Origin of the sequence: uncultured Bacteroides sp. (assembly GCF_937912035.1) — a bacterium.
Classification (GTDB): Bacteria; Bacteroidota; Bacteroidia; order Bacteroidales; family Bacteroidaceae; genus Phocaeicola.
Genome location: NZ_CALDPF010000056.1, coordinates 34,084 through 55,949, shown reverse-complemented (window position 1 = coordinate 55,949; position 21,866 = coordinate 34,084). Strand labels below are relative to the sequence as shown.

10 protein-coding genes are annotated in these 21,866 nt (G+C 38.4%); 9 read left to right on the top strand and 1 reads right to left on the bottom strand.

The features are described 5' to 3' along the window. From rplL to rpoC, 3 genes are all read left to right on the top strand, one after another. Positions 1-296, top strand: a 296-nt coding sequence (rplL, locus tag Q0486_RS15430) for a 50S ribosomal protein L7/L12 (protein ID WP_299235380.1), incomplete at its 5' end; no start/stop codon positions are given. A 135-nt stretch (positions 297-431) separates the two neighbouring features. Beyond that, positions 432-4,244, top strand: a complete 3,813-nt coding sequence (rpoB, locus tag Q0486_RS15425) for a DNA-directed RNA polymerase subunit beta (protein WP_299235378.1) — start codon at positions 432-434, stop codon at positions 4,242-4,244. Positions 4,245-4,264: 20 nt separating this feature from the next. Next, positions 4,265-8,551 (top strand): DNA-directed RNA polymerase subunit beta', encoded by a 4,287-nt coding sequence (gene rpoC, locus Q0486_RS15420; RefSeq protein WP_299235376.1) that lies wholly within the window; start codon positions 4,265-4,267, stop codon positions 8,549-8,551. Between the two features lie 120 nt (positions 8,552-8,671). Here rpoC and Q0486_RS15415 read toward each other — a convergent pair whose 3' ends face one another. Next, on the bottom strand, positions 8,672-9,679 hold the full coding sequence (locus Q0486_RS15415; protein WP_299235374.1) for an ATP-dependent 6-phosphofructokinase: 1,008 nt from the start codon (positions 9,677-9,679) through the stop codon (positions 8,672-8,674). Positions 9,680-9,822: 143 nt separating this feature from the next. Between Q0486_RS15415 and Q0486_RS15410 the strand changes: the two genes are divergently transcribed. The 6 genes from Q0486_RS15410 to Q0486_RS15385 all read left to right on the top strand — a co-directional run bounded on the left by Q0486_RS15410 (position 9,823) and on the right by Q0486_RS15385 (position 21,850). Continuing rightward, entirely contained in the window at positions 9,823-11,331 is a 1,509-nt protein-coding gene (locus Q0486_RS15410; RefSeq protein WP_299235372.1) for a GH3 auxin-responsive promoter family protein, read from the top strand. Between the two features lie 47 nt (positions 11,332-11,378). Next, positions 11,379-13,313 carry an Ig-like domain-containing domain gene (locus Q0486_RS15405; protein WP_299235370.1) on the top strand — a complete coding sequence of 645 codons (1,935 nt, stop codon included), beginning with the start codon at positions 11,379-11,381 and terminating at the stop codon, positions 13,311-13,313. Next, positions 13,310-14,116 carry a DUF3108 domain-containing protein gene (locus Q0486_RS15400; RefSeq protein WP_299235367.1) on the top strand — a complete coding sequence of 269 codons (807 nt, stop codon included), beginning with the start codon at positions 13,310-13,312 and terminating at the stop codon, positions 14,114-14,116. Before Q0486_RS15405 ends, Q0486_RS15400 begins: the two co-directional genes overlap by 4 nt. A gap of 30 nt (positions 14,117-14,146) precedes the next feature. Then, positions 14,147-15,127, top strand: a complete 981-nt coding sequence (locus tag Q0486_RS15395; RefSeq protein ID WP_299235365.1) for a lytic transglycosylase domain-containing protein — start codon at positions 14,147-14,149, stop codon at positions 15,125-15,127. 42 nt (positions 15,128-15,169) lie between these two features. Then, entirely contained in the window at positions 15,170-18,280 is a 3,111-nt protein-coding gene (locus Q0486_RS15390) for a glycoside hydrolase family 2 TIM barrel-domain containing protein (protein ID WP_299235362.1), read from the top strand. A gap of 426 nt (positions 18,281-18,706) precedes the next feature. After that, complete coding sequence (locus Q0486_RS15385; protein WP_299235360.1) at positions 18,707-21,850, top strand: TonB-dependent receptor; 3,144 nt, start codon at positions 18,707-18,709, stop codon at positions 21,848-21,850. The last annotated feature ends 16 nt before the right edge of the window (positions 21,851-21,866 follow it).

The following is a 21,866-nucleotide window of genomic DNA, read 5'->3' as shown; positions in this document are numbered from 1 at the left end:
AAGAATATGGTATTGAACCTGCTGCTGCAGCTGTAGCTGTTGCTGCTGGTCCTGCTGCTGCTGGTGCAGCTGCTGCTGAAGAAAAAACATCTTTCGATGTAGTTTTGAAGAGCGCAGGTGCTGCTAAGTTGCAGGTAGTTAAGGCCGTTAAAGAAGCATGTGGTCTTGGCTTGAAAGAAGCAAAAGACATGGTTGACGGTGCTCCTAGCGTAGTTAAAGAAGGTTTGGCTAAAGACGAAGCTGAATCTTTGAAGAAAGTTTTGGAAGAAGCTGGAGCTGAAGTTGAGCTTAAATAAGATTATCCTGTAAATCAGGTAGTTCGGTTAAGAATCCTCGTTGTTGAGGATTCTTAACCTTTTTGCGTCTCAAAGTATATCGTTGTTTTAAACAACGTAAATTATAATTATTTTTAATTCTTAACTGAATTACTGATGTCTTTAAACACTCAAAATCAAAGAATTAATTTTGCTTCTATTAAGAATCCGATGCAGTATCCGGATTTCTTGGAAGTACAATTGAAATCGTTCCACGATTTCTTGCAATTGGACACTCCGCCTGAACAACGTAAAAAGGACGGTCTATACAAGGTATTCTCAGAGAATTTCCCTATTGCAGATACACGTAATAATTTCGTGCTCGAGTTCCTTGACTACTATATTGACCCGCCACAATATTCAATCGACGAATGTCTTGAACGTGGTCTGACATATAGTGTTCCTTTGAAAGCTAAGATGAAGCTTTACTGTACTGACCCCGATCACGAAGACTTTGATACAGTGATACAGGATGTTTTCTTGGGTCCGATACCTTATATGACACCAAAGGGTACTTTTGTTATAAATGGTGCTGAACGTGTTGTCGTATCACAGTTGCATCGTTCTCCAGGTGTATTCTTTGGTCAGAGTATTCATGCCAATGGAACAAAATTGTATTCTGCTCGTATTATTCCTTTTAAAGGTTCTTGGATAGAGTTCGCTACAGATATTAACAATGTCATGTATGCGTATATCGACCGTAAGAAAAAATTACCGGTTACAACTCTTTTAAGAGCAGTTGGTTTTGAGAACGATAAGGATATATTGGAAATCTTTAATCTTGCTGAAGAAATTAAGGTAAACAAGCAGAACCTTAAGAAGATTGTTGGCAGAAAACTTGCTGCACGTGTTCTTAAAACATGGACTGAAGATTTCGTTGATGAAGATACTGGTGAAGTAGTTTCTATCGAGCGTAATGAGGTCGTTATAGACCGTGAAACAGTAATAGAACCGGATCATATTGAGACTATCATTGAGTCTGGTGTACAGAATATTCTGGTTCACAATGACAATGCAAACGCTTCTGACTACTCAATTATATATAATACACTGCAGAAAGACCCGTCTAACTCTGAGAAAGAAGCTGTATTGTACATCTACAGACAGTTGAGAAATGCTGACCCTGCTGATGATGCCAGTGCACGTGAAGTTATCAATAACTTGTTCTTCTCTGAAAAACGTTATGACTTGGGTGATGTAGGTCGTTACAGAATTAACAAGAAGTTGTCACTTGATACATCAATGGATGTTAGAGTGTTGACTAAACAAGATATTATCGAAATCATCAAATACCTAATCGAGCTTATAAACTCTAAGGCTGACGTTGATGATATCGACCACTTGAGTAATCGTCGTGTGCGTACTGTAGGAGAACAGCTTTCAAATCAGTTCTCTATTGCTTTGGCACGTATGAGCCGTACAATCCGTGAACGTATGAACGTTCGTGACAATGAAGTGTTTACTCCGATTGATTTGATTAATGCCAAGACTATTTCGTCTGTAATCAATTCGTTCTTCGGAACAAATGCATTGTCACAGTTCATGGACCAGACAAACCCATTGGCTGAGATTACACATAAACGTCGTCTCTCTGCTCTTGGTCCTGGAGGTCTTTCACGTGACCGCGCCGGATTCGAGGTACGTGACGTACACTATACTCACTACGGACGTTTGTGCCCTATTGAGACTCCTGAAGGTCCGAACATCGGTTTGATTTCTTCTTTGTGTGTATATGCAAAGATCAATGATCTTGGATTTATCGTAACTCCTTACCGTAAGGTTAAGGATAGCGTTGTTGACTTGTCACCGGAAGGTATCGAATACCTTTCAGCTGAAGAGGAAGAAGATGTAATCATTGCACAGGGTAATGCTCCACTTAATGATGACGGAACATTTATCCGTGACAAAGTTAAAGCACGTCGCGATGCAGATTATCCGGTTGTTACACCGGATCAGGTACAGCTGATGGACGTTTCTCCTCAGCAGATTGCATCTATAGCTGCTTCATTGATTCCTTTCCTTGAACATGACGACGCTAACCGTGCATTGATGGGATCTAACATGATGCGTCAGGCAGTTCCATTGTTGCGCACAGAAGCACCGATTGTGGGTACTGGTATAGAAAAACAACTTTGTGAGGATTCAAGAACCCAGATTGCGGCAGAAGGGGATGGTGTAATAGACTTTGTAGATGCAACTACAATTCGTATATTATATGACCGTACTGAAGATGAAGAGTTTGTAAGTTTTGAGCCTGCATTGGTTGAATATAGAATTCCTAAGTTCCGCAAGACAAACCAGAGCATGACTATCGACTTGCGTCCGATCTGTTCCAAAGGCCAGCGCGTAAAGAAGGGTGATATCCTAACTGAAGGATATTCAACTGCAAACGGTGAGTTGGCTTTGGGTAAGAACCTGCTTGTTGCATACATGCCATGGAAGGGATATAACTATGAGGATGCTATCGTATTGAATGAGCGTGTAGTAAGAGAAGATATTCTTACTTCTGTACACGTGGATGAATACATCCTTGAAGTGCGCGAAACAAAGCGTGGTATGGAAGAGCTTACTGCTGATATCCCTAACGTAAGCGAAGAGGCAACTAAAGACCTTGATGAAACAGGTATCGTACGTATAGGTGCACGTATCGAACCGGGAGATATACTTATAGGTAAGATTACTCCTAAGGGTGAATCTGATCCTTCTCCTGAAGAAAAACTGTTGCGTGCAATCTTCGGTGATAAGGCTGGTGACGTTAAGGATGCATCTCTTAAAGCTTCGCCGTCATTGAGAGGTGTGGTAATAGACAAGAAATTGTATTCACGTGTAGTTAAGACTCGCAGCGAAAAGAATGCAGATAAACTTATTCTTCCTAAGCTTAATGAAGAGTTCGAGGAAAAAGTTGCAAAACTTAAAGATATTCTGGTAGATAAGCTTATGATCCTTACTAACAATCTTGTTTCACAGGGTGTTAAGGATTACCTTGGTACTGAGGTTATAGCTAAGGGTGCGAAATTTACTAAGCGTGATCTTGAAATTCTTGACTATACAGTTATCCAGCTCAGCTCATGGACTTCTGATGAACATAAAAATGGCTTGATACGCTCATTGATTATGAACTACATCAAGAAGTATAAGGAATATGATGCTGAATTGAAGCGTAAGAAATTCGCTCTTACTATTGGTGATGAGTTGCCATCAGGTATTATGCAAATGGCTAAAGTTTACATTGCCAAGAAGCGTAAGATCGGTGTCGGTGATAAGATGGCCGGTCGTCACGGTAACAAGGGTATTGTATCAAGAGTTGTTAGACAGGAAGATATGCCATTCTTGGCTGACGGTACTCCGGTAGATATAGTATTGAACCCATTGGGTGTGCCTTCACGTATGAACATCGGACAGATATTCGAAGCTGTATTGGGACGTGCAGGAAAAGAACTTGGACTCAAATTTGCAACACCAATCTTCGATGGTGCAACACTTGAGGATCTTGATAAATGGACAGACAAGGCAGGTTTGCCACGTTATTGCAAGACTTATTTGTATGATGGTGGTACTGGTGAACAGTTTGACCAGCCGGCAACAGTTGGTGTAACTTACATGCTTAAACTTGGTCACATGGTTGAAGACAAGATGCATGCTCGTTCAATCGGTCCATATTCGTTGATTACGCAGCAGCCACTTGGTGGTAAAGCTCAGTTCGGTGGTCAGCGTTTCGGAGAAATGGAGGTTTGGGCTATCGAGGCATTCGGTGCAGCTCACATTCTTCAGGAAATTCTGACAATCAAGTCAGACGACGTTGTAGGACGTTCTAAGGCTTATGAAGCTATTGTCAAGGGTGAACCAATGCCTACACCGGGCATACCAGAGTCACTGAACGTATTGCTTCATGAATTGAGAGGTCTGTGCTTGAGCATAACAATGGAATAAACAAAAAAACAAATTTAAGTATGGCTTTTAGAAAAGATACTAAAATAAAAAGTAATTTCTCCAAGATTACTATTGGTTTGGCTTCACCAGAAGAGATTCTTGAAAACTCTTACGGTGAGGTTCTGAAACCAGAAACCATTAACTACCGTACCTATAAGCCTGAACGTGATGGCTTGTTCTGCGAGCGTATATTCGGTCCGGTAAAGGATTACGAATGTCACTGTGGTAAATACAAACGTATTCGATATAAAGGTATTGTCTGCGACCGTTGTGGTGTTGAAGTAACAGAAAAGAAAGTACGCCGTGAACGTAGTGGACATATACAGCTGGTTGTACCGGTTGCTCATATCTGGTATTTCCGTTCATTGCCTAATAAAATCGGTTATCTGCTCGGCTTGCCTACAAAGAAGCTTGATGCAATCATTTATTATGAACGCTATGTCGTTATACAACCGGGTATTAAGGCCGAAGACGGATTGAGCAAGTATGATTTGCTTGAAGAAGGCGAATATCTTGATATCATGGAATCACTTCCTAAGGAAAACCAGTTCCTTGATGATAGTGATCCTAACAAGTTCATCGCAAAGATGGGTGCTGAAGCTATCTACGATCTTCTTGCAGGATTGGATCTTGACGCACTTTCATATGAACTTCGTCATAAGGCTAACAATGATTCATCTCAGCAGCGTAAAAATGAAGCATTAAAACGTTTGCAGGTCGTTGAATCGTTCCGTTCTTCAAAGGGAAGGAACAAGCCTGAATGGATGATTATCAAGAACGTTCCGGTTATACCACCAGAATTGCGTCCTCTTGTACCATTGGATGGTGGACGTTTCGCAACTTCTGACTTGAATGATTTGTATCGTCGAGTTATTATACGTAATAACCGTCTGAAGAGACTTATTGAAATCAAGGCTCCTGATGTAATCTTACGTAATGAAAAGCGTATGCTTCAGGAAGCTGTTGACTCATTGTTCGATAATTCTCGTAAGGCAAGCGCGGTTAAGACAGACGCTAACCGTCCTTTGAAATCTCTTTCTGATAGCTTGAAAGGTAAGCAGGGACGTTTCCGTCAGAACTTGCTGGGTAAGCGTGTTGACTACTCTGCACGTTCGGTAATCGTCGTTGGTCCTGAATTGAAGATGGGTGAGTGCGGTATTCCTAAGCTGATGGCTGCCGAACTTTACAAACCATTTATCATCAGAAAGCTTATTGAAAGAGGTATCGTTAAGACTGTAAAATCAGCGAAGAAGATCGTTGACCGCAAGGAGGCTGTTATTTGGGATATCCTTGAACATGTAATGAAAGGACATCCGGTATTGCTGAACCGTGCGCCGACACTTCACCGTTTGGGTATCCAGGCATTCCAACCTAAGATGATTGAAGGTAAGGCTATCCAGTTGCATCCATTGGCATGTACTGCGTTCAACGCCGACTTCGACGGTGACCAGATGGCCGTTCACTTGCCTTTGAGCAATGAAGCTATTCTGGAAGCTCAGATGTTGATGTTGCAGTCACACAACATTCTTAATCCTGCAAACGGTGCGCCTATCACTGTGCCTGCACAGGATATGGTACTCGGTCTTTATTATATCACTAAGTTGCGTAAGGGAGCTAAAGGTGAAGGACTTATATTCTATGGACCAGAAGAAGCTCTTATCGCATACAATGAAGGTAAAGTGGATATTCATGCAATAGTTAGCGTAGTTGCTAATGACTTGGATGAAAACGGTAATATTGTCAAGAAGATGATTAAGGAAACTTCAGTAGGACGTGTAATCGTAAATGAAATCGTCCCAGATGAATGTGGTTACCTTAATACAATTATATCTAAGAAGTCATTGCGTGACATCATCAGCGACGTAATCAAGGCTGTGGGTGTTGCACGTGCTTGTGAATTCCTTGACGGTATCAAGAACCTTGGTTATAAGATGGCATTCGAAGGTGGTCTGTCATTCAACCTTGGTGATATTATCATACCGAAGGAAAAAGAAGAACTCGTTAAACGTGGTAACGAAGAAATTGAACAGATTATGATGAACTATAACATGGGATTCATCACTGACAATGAACGTTACAACCAGGTAATTGATACATGGACACACGTTAACAGTGACTTGTCTGATATCCTTTACAAGACTATCAAGAACGACGACCAGGGATTCAACTCAGTATTTATGATGCTTGATTCAGGTGCCCGTGGTTCTAAGGAACAGATCCGTCAGTTGTCTGGTATGCGTGGTTTGATGGCTAAACCTCAGAAGGCAGGTGCCGAAGGTGCTCAGATCATTGAAAACCCTATCCTTTCTAACTTTAAGGAAGGTCTTTCCGTGTTGGAGTACTTTATTTCAACTCACGGTGCTCGTAAGGGTCTTGCCGATACTGCGTTGAAGACTGCCGATGCCGGATACTTGACTCGTCGTCTTGTTGACGTATCACACGATGTGATTATCAACGAAGAAGACTGTGGTACATTGCGCGGACTTGTTTGTACAGCATTGAAGAATAATGATGAAGTTATTGCTACACTTTATGAACGTATTTTGGGACGTGTTTCTGTACACGACATTATACATCCTACTACAGGTGAACTTATAGTAGCAGCAGGTGAGGAAATTACAGAAGCTATCGCTGAAGAAATTGAAAAATCACCTATTGAAAGCGTTGAAATCCGTTCTGTGCTTACTTGTGAGTCTAAGAAGGGTGTTTGTGCTAAATGTTACGGACGTAACCTTGCTTCAAGTAAGATGGTTCAGAAAGGTGAGGCTGTCGGTGTCATCGCTGCACAGTCAATCGGTGAACCGGGTACACAGCTTACTCTTCGTACATTCCACGCCGGAGGTATCGCCGGTAACATGGCTGCTAATGCATCTATTGTTGCCAAGAATCCTGCTCGTCTGGAATTTGAAGAATTGCGTACTGTTGATGCTGTTGAAGAAACAGGCGAACCAGTTAAGATCGTTGTAGGACGTTTGGCTGAAGTTCGTTTCGTTGATATCAATACAGGTATCATCTTGTCAACTCACAACGTACCTTACGGTTCTAAACTTTATGCTGCAGACGGTGAAATCGTAGAGAAAGGTAAACTTATTGCAAAATGGGACCCATTCAATGCCGTTATTGTAACAGAAGTTGGTGGTAAGATTGATTTCGAATCAGTAATCGAAAATGTAACTTATAAGGTAGAATCTGACGAAGCTACAGGTTTGCGCGAAATCATTATCACTGAATCTAAGGATAAGAACAAGATCCCTTCATTGCACATACTTGATGAGAATGGTGGTATCTTGCGTACATACAACTTGCCTGTAGGTGGTCACGTTGTAGTAGAGGATAAAGAAAACGTTAAGGCCGGTGACATTCTTGTTAAGATTCCACGTGCGGTAGGTAAGGCTGGTGATATCACCGGTGGTCTTCCACGTGTAACTGAGTTGTTCGAGGCTCGTAACCCATCTAACCCTGCTGTGGTATCAGAAATTGACGGTGAAATCACAATGGGTAAGATCAAACGTGGTAACCGCGAAATCATCGTGACATCCAAAACAGGTGAAGTACGTAAGTATCTGGTTGCATTGTCTAAACAGATCCTTGTACAGGAAAACGACTATGTACGTGCCGGTACTCCATTGTCTGACGGTGCTATTACTCCAGCTGATATCCTTGCTATTAAGGGTCCTACAGCTGTACAGGAATATATCGTTAACGAAATCCAGGACGTTTACCGTCTTCAGGGTGTGAAGATCAACGATAAGCACTTCGAAATTATCGTACGTCAGATGATGCGTAAGGTACAGATTGACGAACCGGGTGATACAAGATTCCTTGAGCTTCAGGTAGTGGACCGTATGGAATTCAACGAGGAAAATGATCGTATCTGGGGTAAGAAAGTGGTTATTGACGCTGGAGATTCTCAGAACCTTAAACCTGGTCAGATTGTGACAGCCCGTAAGTTGAGAGACGAAAACAGCTTGTTGAAACGTCGTGACTTAAAACTTGTAGAGGTACGTGATGCAGTTCCAGCAACATCTACACAGATACTTCAAGGTATCACCAGAGCTGCTCTTCAGACATCAAGCTTTATGTCTGCTGCTTCTTTCCAGGAAACAACTAAGGTGCTTAATGAAGCTGCAATTAATGGTAAGGTTGATCGTTTGGAAGGTATGAAGGAAAATGTAATTTGTGGTCATTTGATTCCTGCCGGAACAGGTCAGCGTGAATTTGAAAAGATTGTTGTTGGTTCTAAAGATGAGTATGACAGAATCTTGGCAAACAAGAAGAATATATTGGATTACAGTGACGTAGAATAATTGTTCTTTTATATAAAAAAATAGACTGTCTCAGAAAAGAGGCAGTCTATTTTTTTTATAGTTATCAATATCTGTATTGTTTTAACTTCACACCTTTCACCATATAATCTGGTCACTTTATTAACCGAAACATATTCCCATTCTTCTTCCTTGTATAACAAGTTCGTGATCTTCAGTTACAAGTCTTGTTTTTCCAGCTGTCTCAGATATAGGAATTGAACTGATTTTATTTCCCTGTAATGCAACCATTCGTCCGAATTCACCGTTTGAGATAAGCTCTACCGCATGTCCTCCCATAATTGTTGCCAAGTTCCTGTCAAATGCAGTAGGGCAACCTCCTCTTTGTATGTATCCAAGAACGGTTTCACGTGTTTCAAATCCAGTCTCATATTCGATTTCTTCTGCGATATATTGGGCTGGCTTCTTGCCTTCAGGCGTATTTATCCCTTCTGCTACTACTACTATTGAGTAAGGTTTACCTTTTTTCAGACGGTTAATTATTGTATCACCTATACGATGTATATCGAAAGGTATTTCCGGCATAAGTATAATATCACCTCCTCCAGCCATACCTGAATATAATGCCAGCCATCCAGCTTTATGTCCCATAACTTCTATTACCATAACTCTTTGATGTGAACTGGCAGTGGAATGTAGTCTGTCTATTGCGTCGGCAGCAATTGATACCGCTGAATCAAATCCGAAGGAGAAATCTGTTCCCCAAACATCATTGTCTATTGTTTTAGGTATGCTTATTACGTTTACTCCAACCTCCATAAGTTTTGCTGCAGTCTTTTGTGTACCATTACCACCTATGCATACAAGACAATCGATACCATACTCTTCAAGTGTCCTCATAATCATTGAAGGTTTGTTGTCCATTGTAGAAAGACTTTTCTTGAATGGTTTCTCTCTTGATGTACCGAGTATTGTACCTCCCATTGTAAGCAAACCAGAGATTGAATCTTCTGTTAAAGGATTAACGTGTCCATCTAATAAGCCTCTAAAACCATTATGAATACCATAAACTTCCATTCCGTAATGGTTCAAGGCACATTTACAAACTCCCCGGATTGTTGCATTAATACCGGGACAATCTCCTCCTGAAGTCAATATTCCTATTTTCATAACCCTCATAATAATTTTGTGATGTAAAGTTATTAAAAAAACAAGATTTACTTGATTTTCACAAAAAAATAATCAAGTCTATCATATATATAATAATAAAAAACCTACCTTTGCATAACATCAACATGAAAAATGTAATCAAGATGAACCCAACCAAATTGATTGACAAAATTTTTTTGCCTCGTAGAAAACAAATAGACAGTTATTCTTCAAATGCAGAAGAAATACAGAATTTAGTTTTGAGAAGCCTGATTAACAGAGCATCAAAGACTGAATGGGGTAAAATGTATGGATATAAAGAAATAAACAAATATACAGATTTTACCAGACTCCCGATACAAACGTATGAAGATGTCAAAGAATACGTAGACCGTATGCGTCATGGTGAAAAAGACGTTTTATGGCCTGGAACAGTCAAATGGTACGCAAAATCATCCGGAACTACTAATGATAAGAGTAAGTTCATTCCTGTATCTTCTGATGGTTTGAAGAATATTCATTATCGAGGTGGTACTGATGCTGTAGCTTTATATTTACGGGAAAATCCTGAGAGTCGTTTCTTCTCTGGAAAGGGATTAATACTAGGTGGAAGTCATGCACCTAATTATAACCTTAAAGATAGTCTTGTGGGAGACTTGTCTGCTATACTTATTCAAAATGTCAATCCACTTGTAAATTGTATTCGAGTGCCTAGTAAAGAAATAGCGCTTTTAGGTGAGTTCGAGGAAAAGGTAGAGAAGATTGCAGATTCTACTGTTGGTAAGAATGTGACAAATATATCTGGTGTACCTTCGTGGATGCTTGCTGTTATAAAACGAATACTTGAGAAAACCGGGGCAAAGACATTGGATGAGGTTTGGCCAAATCTGGAAGTTTTTTTTCATGGAGGAGTCTGTTTTACTCCATACAGAGAGCAATATAAGTCACTTATACGTTCAGACAGGATGCATTATATGGAAACATACAATGCCAGTGAAGGTTTTTTTGGTTTGCAAAGTTCTCTTTCTGATCCTTCAATGTTACTGATGATAGATTATGATGTATTTTATGAGTTTATTCCTTTGGATGAATTCGAAAATGAGAATCCGTCAATCGTACCTCTATGGGGAGTTGAGATTGGTAAGAATTATGCAATGGTCATCAGTACATCTTGTGGATTATGGAGATATATAATAGGCGATACTGTAAAATTTACACAGAAAGATCCGTATAAGTTTGTAATTACAGGACGTACAAAGCATTTTATAAATGCTTTTGGCGAAGAATTAATGGTTGACAATGCAGAGAAAGGTCTCCAGATTGCATGTCGTGAAACTGGTGCTCAGGTACTTGAATATTCGGCTGCACCTGTGTTTATGGATTCAAATGCGAAGTGTCGTCATCAATGGCTTATTGAGTTTAGTCGTATGCCTGATTCTGTAGAACATTTCCGACATGTTCTTGATAAGGCTTTGCAGGGAATTAATTCTGATTACGAAGCCAAGAGGCATAAAGATATAACATTACAGGAACTTGAGATAATTGTTGCTAGAGAAGGACTGTTTCATGATTGGTTAAAGATGAAAGGTAAATTGGGTGGTCAACACAAAATTCCTCGTCTTAGCAATAATCGTGAACATATAGAAAGTATGTTAAAACTTAATGATCAGTGATAACTATATTAATCATAACACTATTAAAAAAATAATAGCGACTACAAATGAAATTTTCTTCTTTACATATACTTCCATTCACTGTATTAATACTTATATTATATGCATGTGCCAGTACGGGAACACCTGATGGAGGTCCATACGATGAAACACCTCCAAAGTTTGTGCGTGCAACTCCTGAACCTAATGCCACAAACAATAAACGCAAGAAAATATCGATAGAGTTTGACGAGTTTATCAAAATAGAGAATGCGGCAGAAAAGGTAATAATCTCACCTCCACAAACTGAGTCTCCGGAAGTAAAAGCTAGTGGTAAGCGGGTACTGATAGAATTTTTTGACTCTCTTCGTGAAAACAGTACTTATACCATTGACTTTGGTGATGCCATTGTAGATAACAATGAAGGTAATCCAATGGGAGATTTCTCTTTTGCTTTCTCTACAGGAGAGATAATTGACACAATGCAAGTGTCAGGAACCATATTGAATGCCCAGGATCTGGAACCTATTAAAGGTATACAGGTTGGACTGCATAAAAATCTGAATGACACAGCTTTTACTAGTTTACCATTCGACAGAATATCAAGAACAGACAGTCGTGGTCGTTTTACAATTAAGGGAATTGCACCAGGAAAATACCGTATTTATGCTCTTAAGGATGGAAACCAGAACTATCTGTTCGATTCAAAAACAGAAATAATAGCATTCACAGACTCAGTAATAGTACCATCTATGCATCCTGCATCCAGACAGGATACTACATGGAATCCAATTGACACATTGAAGATTGATACAATTATCAAGGTCAATTATACCCGTTTCATGCCTGATGATATAATACTCAGAGCTTTCAAGGAAGAGAATACGATGCAATATCTTACTAAAAGTGAAAGAGAGCAATTAAACAGATTTTCATTATATTTTAGTGCTAAATCTGATACTTTACCTGTAGTCAAGGGACTTGACTTTGATGAAAAAGAAGCCTTTATTATTGAACCATCATTAAATAATGATACAATACGTTATTGGATAAAAGACACAGTTCTTTGTGAAAGAGATACGCTCACTATCCAGTTAGATTATCTTTATACTGATACCTTAGGAAAACTAGTTCCAAAATGTGATACCCTGGTTATGATGAATAAGATTAATAAGCAGAAGCGTCTAGCCATGGCTAAGGAAGAGATGGAGAAGAAAGAAAAAGAGCTGAAAAAGAAACGTAAAAAAGGTGATACATTAAATATTGTAGAAACAAAGTTTTTCAATATGAATGTTGATGCACCTTCTTCAATGGATATAAATAAGAATATAAGTCTTACTTTTGATGAACCTGTTCAAAGTATTGATACTTCTATGATACATATTGATGTTAAGGTAGACACACTTTGGAAACAGGAACGTTTTTTGTTCGTTGCAGACAGTATTATTCCGAGGAAGTATTATATATTGAGCGATTGGAAACCGGGTAATGAATATAAACTTACCATAGATTCTACCGCCATAAAGAGTATTTACGGCCTTCATACAGACAAAGTGGAGAATACATTGAAAATAAAGACACTTGAAGAATATGGGACATTGTATCTAAATATTAGTGGCGCTGGTGAAAATGCTGTTGTACAACTTCTTAACTCAAGTGATGCTGTTGTAAGGGAACAGAAAGTAAAACCTGACAATACGTGTGATTTTTATTTTCTGCAGCCCAGCACAAAATATTATATAAGAATGTACATTGACAGTAATAACAATGGAAAATGGGATACAGGATCTTACGAAAGTAAGATACAACCGGAAAAAGTATATTATTTCCCGAAAGTATGGGAAATGAAGGCTAACTTTGATTTTGAAGAGAATTGGGATGTGAATGTTGTTCCTCTCGATAGGCAGAAATTGGATGAAATAAAGAAGCAGAAGCCAGAAGAAGCCAAAAAAATCAAGGATAGAAATAAAGAACGAGCTAAAAAATTAGGACTTACATCATGACGAGACGAATCATCCTTAGCATATTCCTATTTCTATATGTAGGAATTTGCGCCAATGCACAATGTGGGGCAGTCAACGATGCTATTATGCCTGGTGAAGAACTGTCATACGAATTGAAGTTCAACTGGAAGTTTATCTGGATAAATGCAGGCTGGGCAAAAATGACTGTAGATACTACTATGTATAATGGTAAAAAGTGTCTTAAGACCGATCTTGAATCATATACAAATAAGCGTATCGATATGTTTTTCAGAATGCGTGATACCCTGACATGTATTACATCTGAAGATTTGGTTCCATTATATTTCCGTAAAGGTGCAGCAGAAGGAAAGAGATATAGTGTAGATGATGTAACATTCAGTTATCGCGCAGGGAAATGTATAGTAGACCAGTTTAGAATAGTCAATGGAAATATCAGAAAGGATTTTCAGGAATCTAAAGTATGCGTTTATGATATGCTTAGCATACTTTTGCAAGCCCGTTCGTATGATGCTTCCGATTATAAAATCGGTGACAAAATTCTTTTCTCTATGGCTACAGGCAGGGATATAGAGAAACAAACACTAATTTATCGTGGAAAGGAAGTGTATAAAGGTGAAAACGATATTAAATACAGATGTCTGGTCTTTTCACTTGTTGAGTACGTGAAGGGAAAAGAAAAAGAAGTCATTACTTTCTATGTTACAGACGACAGAAATCATCTTCCTGTAAGACTTGATATGTATCTGAATTTTGGTTCTGCAAAAGCTTTCCTTACTGAGATAAAAGGGAATAAGTATCCTCTTGATTGCATTATTAAGTGAAAATTATTCTTATAAATAAATCATTACCTTATGAAAAATAATTTGCTAAAGTCATTGCCATACGCATCTGTTATACTTTTATTATTATGTATTTTTCCGTTTCTGCTCAATGCTTATTGTGTCAGTTCATGCGTAACGGATAATCCTGATGACCCAACTGAGAGTTATACTTGTATTGAAGTTCCACGCTATATTGAATTTTGTGGTGATACCATTGATTTGACACGCTATGATCGTCATGAACGCATGGATCGTGAGATGTTGGCTTTCTCTTTTATGCACAGTACATCCATTCAGACAATAAAACGTGCCAACAGATATTTCCCTGTTGTAGTTCCTATATTGAAAGAAAACGGTATACCAGAGGATTTCAAATATTTGATGGCTATAGAAAGTGCTTGTAATCCTTTAGCACGTTCTGGAGCAGGGGCAGCCGGCTTGTGGCAATTTATGCCTGTAACAGCCAAGGAATATGGTCTTGAGGTCAATTCACATGTAGATGAAAGGTATCATATTGAGAAATCCACATACGCAGCATGCAAGTATCTTAAGGATGCTTATCGAAAATTTGGCGACTGGATCAGTGTTGCCGCATCTTATAATGCAGGTCAGGCTAGAATATCTCAACAACAGGAACGACAGTATACAGACGAAACACTAGATCTTTATCTTGTTGAAGAAACTGCAAGATATGTCTATCGAATTTTTGCTGCTAAACTTTTGTTTAATAATCCGTCTGCTTTTGGCTTTAACCTGAGGCATTCCGATTTATATCCTCAGATACATTATCGTACTGTAAAAGTTTCGGAAACGATTTCCGATTTGGCACGTTTTGCACGGGGACAGGGAACTACATACGCTCTTTTAAAGAATCTGAATCCGTGGTTGAGGTCTACATCATTGCCTGTAAAAAGTGAAAAGGAGTATATAATAATGATACCTGATAACGATAAGGTTGATTATAATCCGGAATTTACCGTTCCTTACAGTAAAAAATGGGTGGTTGAATAATTTTTTTATATAATAAAACTCTAATAAATTAATCTATTTATCATGAAGAAACTTTTATTTTTCGGCACATTATGTGCCTGTTCATTCTCGGTTTCTGCACAAACATTCAAAGAATGGCAGGATCCGCAGGTGAATGAAATCAATCGTGCTCCGATGCATTCCAGCTTTTTTGCTTACGAGAATCTGGAATCTGCTTCAGCTTCCGTAAAGGAAAAATCGGAGAATTACATGACACTGAACGGTACATGGAAATTTTTCTGGGTTGCCAATGCCGATCAGCGTCCTACAGACTTTTTCCGTGTAGGATATAATGACAAAGGATGGGATGATATGCAAGTTCCTGCCGTTTGGGAATTAAACGGTTATGGCGATCCAATATATGTAAACGTCGGATATGCGTGGCGTAATCAGTATAAAAACAATCCTCCATACGTTCCTATAGAGAAAAATCATGTCGGTTCATATCGTAAGGAAATAATCATACCTGCCGACTGGAATGGTAAAGATATAATTGCTCATTTCGGTTCAGTCACTTCGAATATGTATCTATGGGTAAATGGAAAATTTGTTGGTTATAGTGAGGACAGCAAGCTTGAAGCAGAGTTTGATATAACAAAATATTTGAAACCTGGTCAGAAAAATCTTATAGCTTTTCAGGTGTTCCGTTGGTGTGATGGAACCTATCTTGAAGATCAGGACTTTTTCCGTTACAGTGGAGTAGGTCGTGACTGTTATCTTTATACACGCAACAAGAACAGAATAGACGATATCCGTATTACGCCTGATCTTGACGATAATTATAAGAACGGTACACTTAATATTGAACTTAAGCTGAAAGGTAACAATCTGGTTAAACTTGAACTTCTTGATGAGTCCGGTAATGTTGTTGCCGATAAAGAAGTTAAAGGCTCTGGAATAGTACAGACCGAACTTCAGACTGAGAATCCGTTTAAATGGACAGCTGAAAGTCCATATCTTTATACACTACGTGCAAGTGTAATGAAAGGTTCTTCAATTACAGAAGTTGTTCCTGTCAAAGTTGGTTTCCGTAAGATAGAACTGAAGAATTCTCAGATCCTGGTAAATGGTCAGCCTGTATTGTTTAAGGGGGCTAACCGTCATGAAATGGATCCTGACGGAGGATATGTGGTTTCTCGCGAACGCATGCTTCAGGACGTACAGATAATGAAAAAATTCAATATCAATGCTGTTCGTACATGCCATTATCCTGATGATGCCTATTGGTATGAGCTTTGTGACAAGTATGGTATATATATGGTAGCGGAGGCTAACATCGAATCTCATGGAATGGGTTACCGTGAAAAGACATTGGCAAAAAATAAAGACTATGCTAAAGCGCACATGGAAAGAAATATGCGCAATGTTCAGCGTAATTTCAATCATCCAAGCATAATATTCTGGTCGTTAGGAAATGAGGCAGGATATGGTCCTAATTTCGAAGCTGCTTACGATTGGATAAAAGCAGAAGACCCAAGTCGAGCTGTACAGTATGAACAGGCCGGTAAAAACGGAAAGACTGATATTTTCTGTCCTATGTATTACAGATATAAGGCCTGTGAAGAATATTCAAAAGATGAAAACTTTAATAAACCACTGATTCAATGTGAATATGCTCATGCAATGGGAAATTCGCAGGGAGGTTTTAAGGAATATTGGGATCTGGTACGCAAGTATCCTAAATATCAGGGAGGTTTTATCTGGGACTTTGTAGATCAGTCATGCCGTTGGAAAGGAGCCAATGGTGAAATGATATATGCATACGGTGGTGATTTTAACCGTTTTGATGCAAGCGACAACAATTTCTGTAACAATGGTCTTATCAGTCCTGACAGAGTTCCTAATCCACACATGTATGAAGTTGGTTATTTCTATCAGAACATCTGGACAACCCCAGCCGATTTGAGTAAAGGTGAATTGAACGTACACAACGAGAATTTTTTTACAGATCTATCTGCCTACAGAATGGAATGGCAGCTTTTGAAGGATGGAAAGATTGTACGTTGCGGAACATTGGATGATATTCGAGTCGCACCACAGCAGACAGCCAAGGTTAAATTAGATTTTGGAAATACAGACGACAGTGGTGAATGGCTTCTTAATGTGAAATATGTTCAGAAATGTACAAAAGATCTTATTCCTGCAGGTCATGTAGTAGCAAGAAACCAGATAGTGGTAAGAGCATATGAGCCTTCTGAAATTCAGTTCTCAAACATAGCTCAGACTAATGTAGATGTAAAGCAGCCTGTAATAAACGATGAAAACTCTAATTGTATTGAGATTACAGGAGAATCCTTTAATATACAGTTCAATAAGAACGATGGTTATATGGACTACTACGAGGTTAATGGAACTTCAATGATTAAGGAAGGTGCAAAATTGACTCCAAACTTCTGGCGTGCTCCAACTGATAATGATTATGGAGCAGGTTTGCAAAAAAGGAATGCTGTATGGAGAAATCCGGAAATCAAACTTTTGTCATTGAAACATGAAATGTCAGATGGAATGGCTGTAGTATCTGCAGAATATGAAATGAAGGAAGTACATGCAAAATTGTATATCAAATATACCATAAACAACACTGGAGCAGTAAAAGTAACGCAAAGAATGGCTTCAGCCCAGGATGTTAAAGTTGCTGATATGTTCCGTTTCGGTATGCAGTTTGTAATGCCGGAATCATTTGAAAAGATCAGCTATTATGGTCGTGGCCCTATTGAAAATTATTCTGACCGCAATCATAGCGCAGATCTTGGAATATATAATCAGACGGTAACAGAGCAATTCTATTCATATATCCGTCCTCAGGAAAACGGAACAAAGACTGATATCCGTTGGTGGAAACTTTTGAATAATGAAGGAAAAGGATTGATGTTTGTATCTGAGGCACCGTTCTCTGCTTCTGCCCTTCATTATACTATCGAATCTCTTGATGATGGAGTACAGAAAGATCAACGTCATTCTCCGGAAGTAAAACCTTCTAAGCTTACAAATTTCCTTATTGATAAAGCTCAGCAGGGATTGGCTTGCGAAAACAGTTGGGGGGCAATACCTCTGCCTGAATACAGATTGCCATACGGAGATTATGAATTTACATTCGTAATGACACCGGTTTCTGATTCTATATTCTTAGAATAATTTTCTGTTTTCAGAGTTAAGAAACAGCTTAAAAAAATGCCCTGTCATTCAAACTTAAACGTCATGTCGTTTAAGTTTGAATGACAGGGCATTTTTTTGATGTATTAATACATATTATTTTATATGATTCTGTTGTTTATAATTTATCCTTATTAAATCAAAATATTTATTTATTCATTTTGCATAATTAAATTAATTTGTATTTGTTGGTATTATTCAGGTGTAAATTTATAAATATACTGGTGATTTGTATTATTTCGTACTATTCCTGAACTATTTTGTCATTTGTCCGTCGGGCATTGTTAATATATTTGCAAAATAAAAACATTAAAAATTAAACTAAACGTAATTTTATTTCGTATGAAAACTGGATTCCAAGTATTATTAAAATGGAAGAGGGCTTTCAGTATTTTGCTGTTAACCTTTATGGCGGTCACCAATGTAGTGGCTCAGTCACTCGTTAAAGGTACAGTTCTTGATGACACAGGTTTCGAGGTTATCGGAGCTAGTATCTTAGTAAAAGGAACAAATCAGGGAACAATAACCGATATGGACGGTAAGTTTTCCATATCTGTAACAGACAAGAATGCCGTGCTGGTTGTTTCTTATATTGGTTACCAAAGTTTAGAGGTAAAAGCTGATACATCTAAGCCTATGGCTATTGTTCTGAAAGAAGATTCAGAAATGCTTGAAGAAGTTGTTGTTGTCGGTTATCAGGAAGTTAAAAAGAAAGATTTGACGGGCTCGGTAGCGAAGGCTGATATGAATGACCTTTTGAACACGCCTGTAGGTTCTTTCGACCAGACATTAGGTGGTAGAGTGGCAGGAGTTAACGTGACATCTGGTGAAGGAACTCCAGGAGGAACTATGAATATTGTTATTCGTGGTAATAACTCTTTAACTCAGGATAATTCTCCACTTTATGTCATAGACGGCTTTCCGGTAGAAGACGCTGCAATAGCAAGTACAATAAATCCTTCTGATATTGAATCATTGGATATTTTAAAGGATGCTTCCGCTACAGCTATTTATGGTGCTCGTGGAGCGAATGGTGTAGTAATAATCACTACAAAAAAAGGAAAAGTAGGAAAAGCACAGATTACTTATGACGGCAGTGTTACAATGCAGAATGTTACACGCACGATACCTATGATGGATGCATACGAATTTGTTAAACTTCAGACAGAAATGTATCCTCAGGCGGCTGCTAATGCAAGTGGTGGATATTTAATGAATTACGATGGTAAGGATTGGACACTCGATGATTATAGAAATATTTTCCAATATGATTGGCAGGATGAAATTCTTCGTACAGCAATGCAGCATAATCATAATCTGCGTATAACCGGTGGTACTGAGGGTGTTAGATATAATGCTTCAATGTCATATTATAATCAGGATGGTATTTTGTTGAATACTGGTTATGATAGGTTTCAGGGACGTATAAATACAACAGTTCGTCGTGATAAGTTAGATATTAGTCTTACGGCTAATTATTCGCGTAGTGTTCAGACAGGTAGTACGCCTTCTGAGACATCTTATAGCGGAATGAATAACCTTTTTTTCAGTGTTTGGGGGTATCGTCCGGTAACTTTCCCAAATAAATCAATGGATTCATTACTAAATGATGTAATGGATGATGCGATAGACAGTACTAATGACTATCGTTTTAATCCTATCAGATCGTTGAAAGAAGAATATAGAAAGTTTTACATTAATAATCTTCAATTGAATGGTTATGTCTCATACGATATTTTAAAAGGCCTGAAACTTAAGATATCCGGAGGTTACACTTACGATGCTCGTAAGAACGACCAATTCAATAACTCTAATACAAGATACGGCGGACCTACATCTATAGATAAGGTAAATGCACAGGTTATTCGTAATGAGCGTTTGACATGGTTAAATGAGAATACCCTAACATATCAGACTAATATCAAAAATAGACATTTCTTTAATGCTTTGGTTGGTATTACATTCCAGAATTCTGATTATGAGTATTACATGATGAAAACAACACATATACCAAATGAGTCCTTGGGTATGGCAGGTATGGCAGATGGTGTATTGTCTTCTGCTTCTTCTTTAAAAAGTTCCTGGTCTATGATGTCATATCTTGCTCGTTTGAATTATAATTATAAGTCAAAATATTATGCTACTGCCTCTTTCCGTGCAGACGGCTCTTCTAAGTTCAGTAAAGGAAACAGGTATGGTTACTTCCCTTCTGGTTCTTTGGCTTGGAATTTTATGGAAGAAGATTTTATGAAATCTATAAAGAATGTATTAGGAGCCGGTAAACTTCGTTTGAGTTGGGGATTGACAGGTAATAACCGTATCGGAGAATATGATTATTATGCATTACTTGAACAATTGAAGGTTAGAACAGGTGATTATATATCCAACGGAAGTATTCCTAGTGGAGCATATCCTTTTGATAATGACAATACAAATGTTGGAGTAGTTCCTACGTCTCTTCCTAATGAAGACCTTAAGTGGGAAACAACAGAACAGTGGAACTTAGGTGTCGATCTTAGTTTCTTTAATGAAAGACTGAATTTTACAGCTGATATATATCGTAAGACAACACGCGATTTGTTGCTTAATGCCTCGTTGCCATTATCCTCAGGTTTCTATAGTGCTACAAAGAATATTGGTAAGGTAAGAAATGATGGTCTTGAATTAAGTCTGAGTACTATAAATATAAAGACAAAGAACTTCCAATGGACTACAGATTTTAATATAGCGTTCAATAAGAATGAAGTGTTGGAACTGGCAGAAAACCAGCAAAGTCTGCTGACAGCTGCAACTTTTGACCAAAATTATAACTCTCAGCCTAGCTATATTGCAAAAGTTGGTAGTCCAATGGGAATGATGTATGGATATATTTATGAAGGAACATATAAATATGATGATTTTATTAAATCCGGAAACAGTTATACTCTGAAAGGGGGAGTACCATACTTTTCTACTGAAGCTAATACCCAACCTGGTATGCCTAAGTATAAAGATATAAACGGTGATGGAATAATAGATTCTAATGACCGTACAGTTATTGGTCGTGGTCTTCCTATACATACTGGTGGATTTACAAACAATTTTGCATATAAAGGATTTGATTTAAGTATCTTTTTCCAGTGGTCGTATGGTAATGACATTCTTAATGCGAACAGACTGTTCTTCGAAAGTTCAAACAATATGCAGCGTGAGCTGAATCAGTTTGCAAATTATGCAGATCGTTGGACACCTGAAAATCCAGATAGTGATATTCCTGCCGCAACACAGTCTAGCTCTAATCGAGTTTTCTCGTCAAGAATAATCGAGGACGGTTCATTCCTTCGTTTGAAGACTGTTTCTTTAGGATATACTTTCCCACAAACAATGATTGCAAAGGCTCGTCTTACAAATGTCAGACTCTATGTTGCAGCTCAGAATTTGTGGACATGGACTAGTTATTCAGGATATGACCCTGAAGTATCAGTTCGTAATAGTGCATTGACACCAGGACTTGACTTCTCTTCTTATCCTAGAGCTTATACTGTAAGCTTTGGAGTTAATCTTGGTTTTTAATAAATGTTTGTATTTT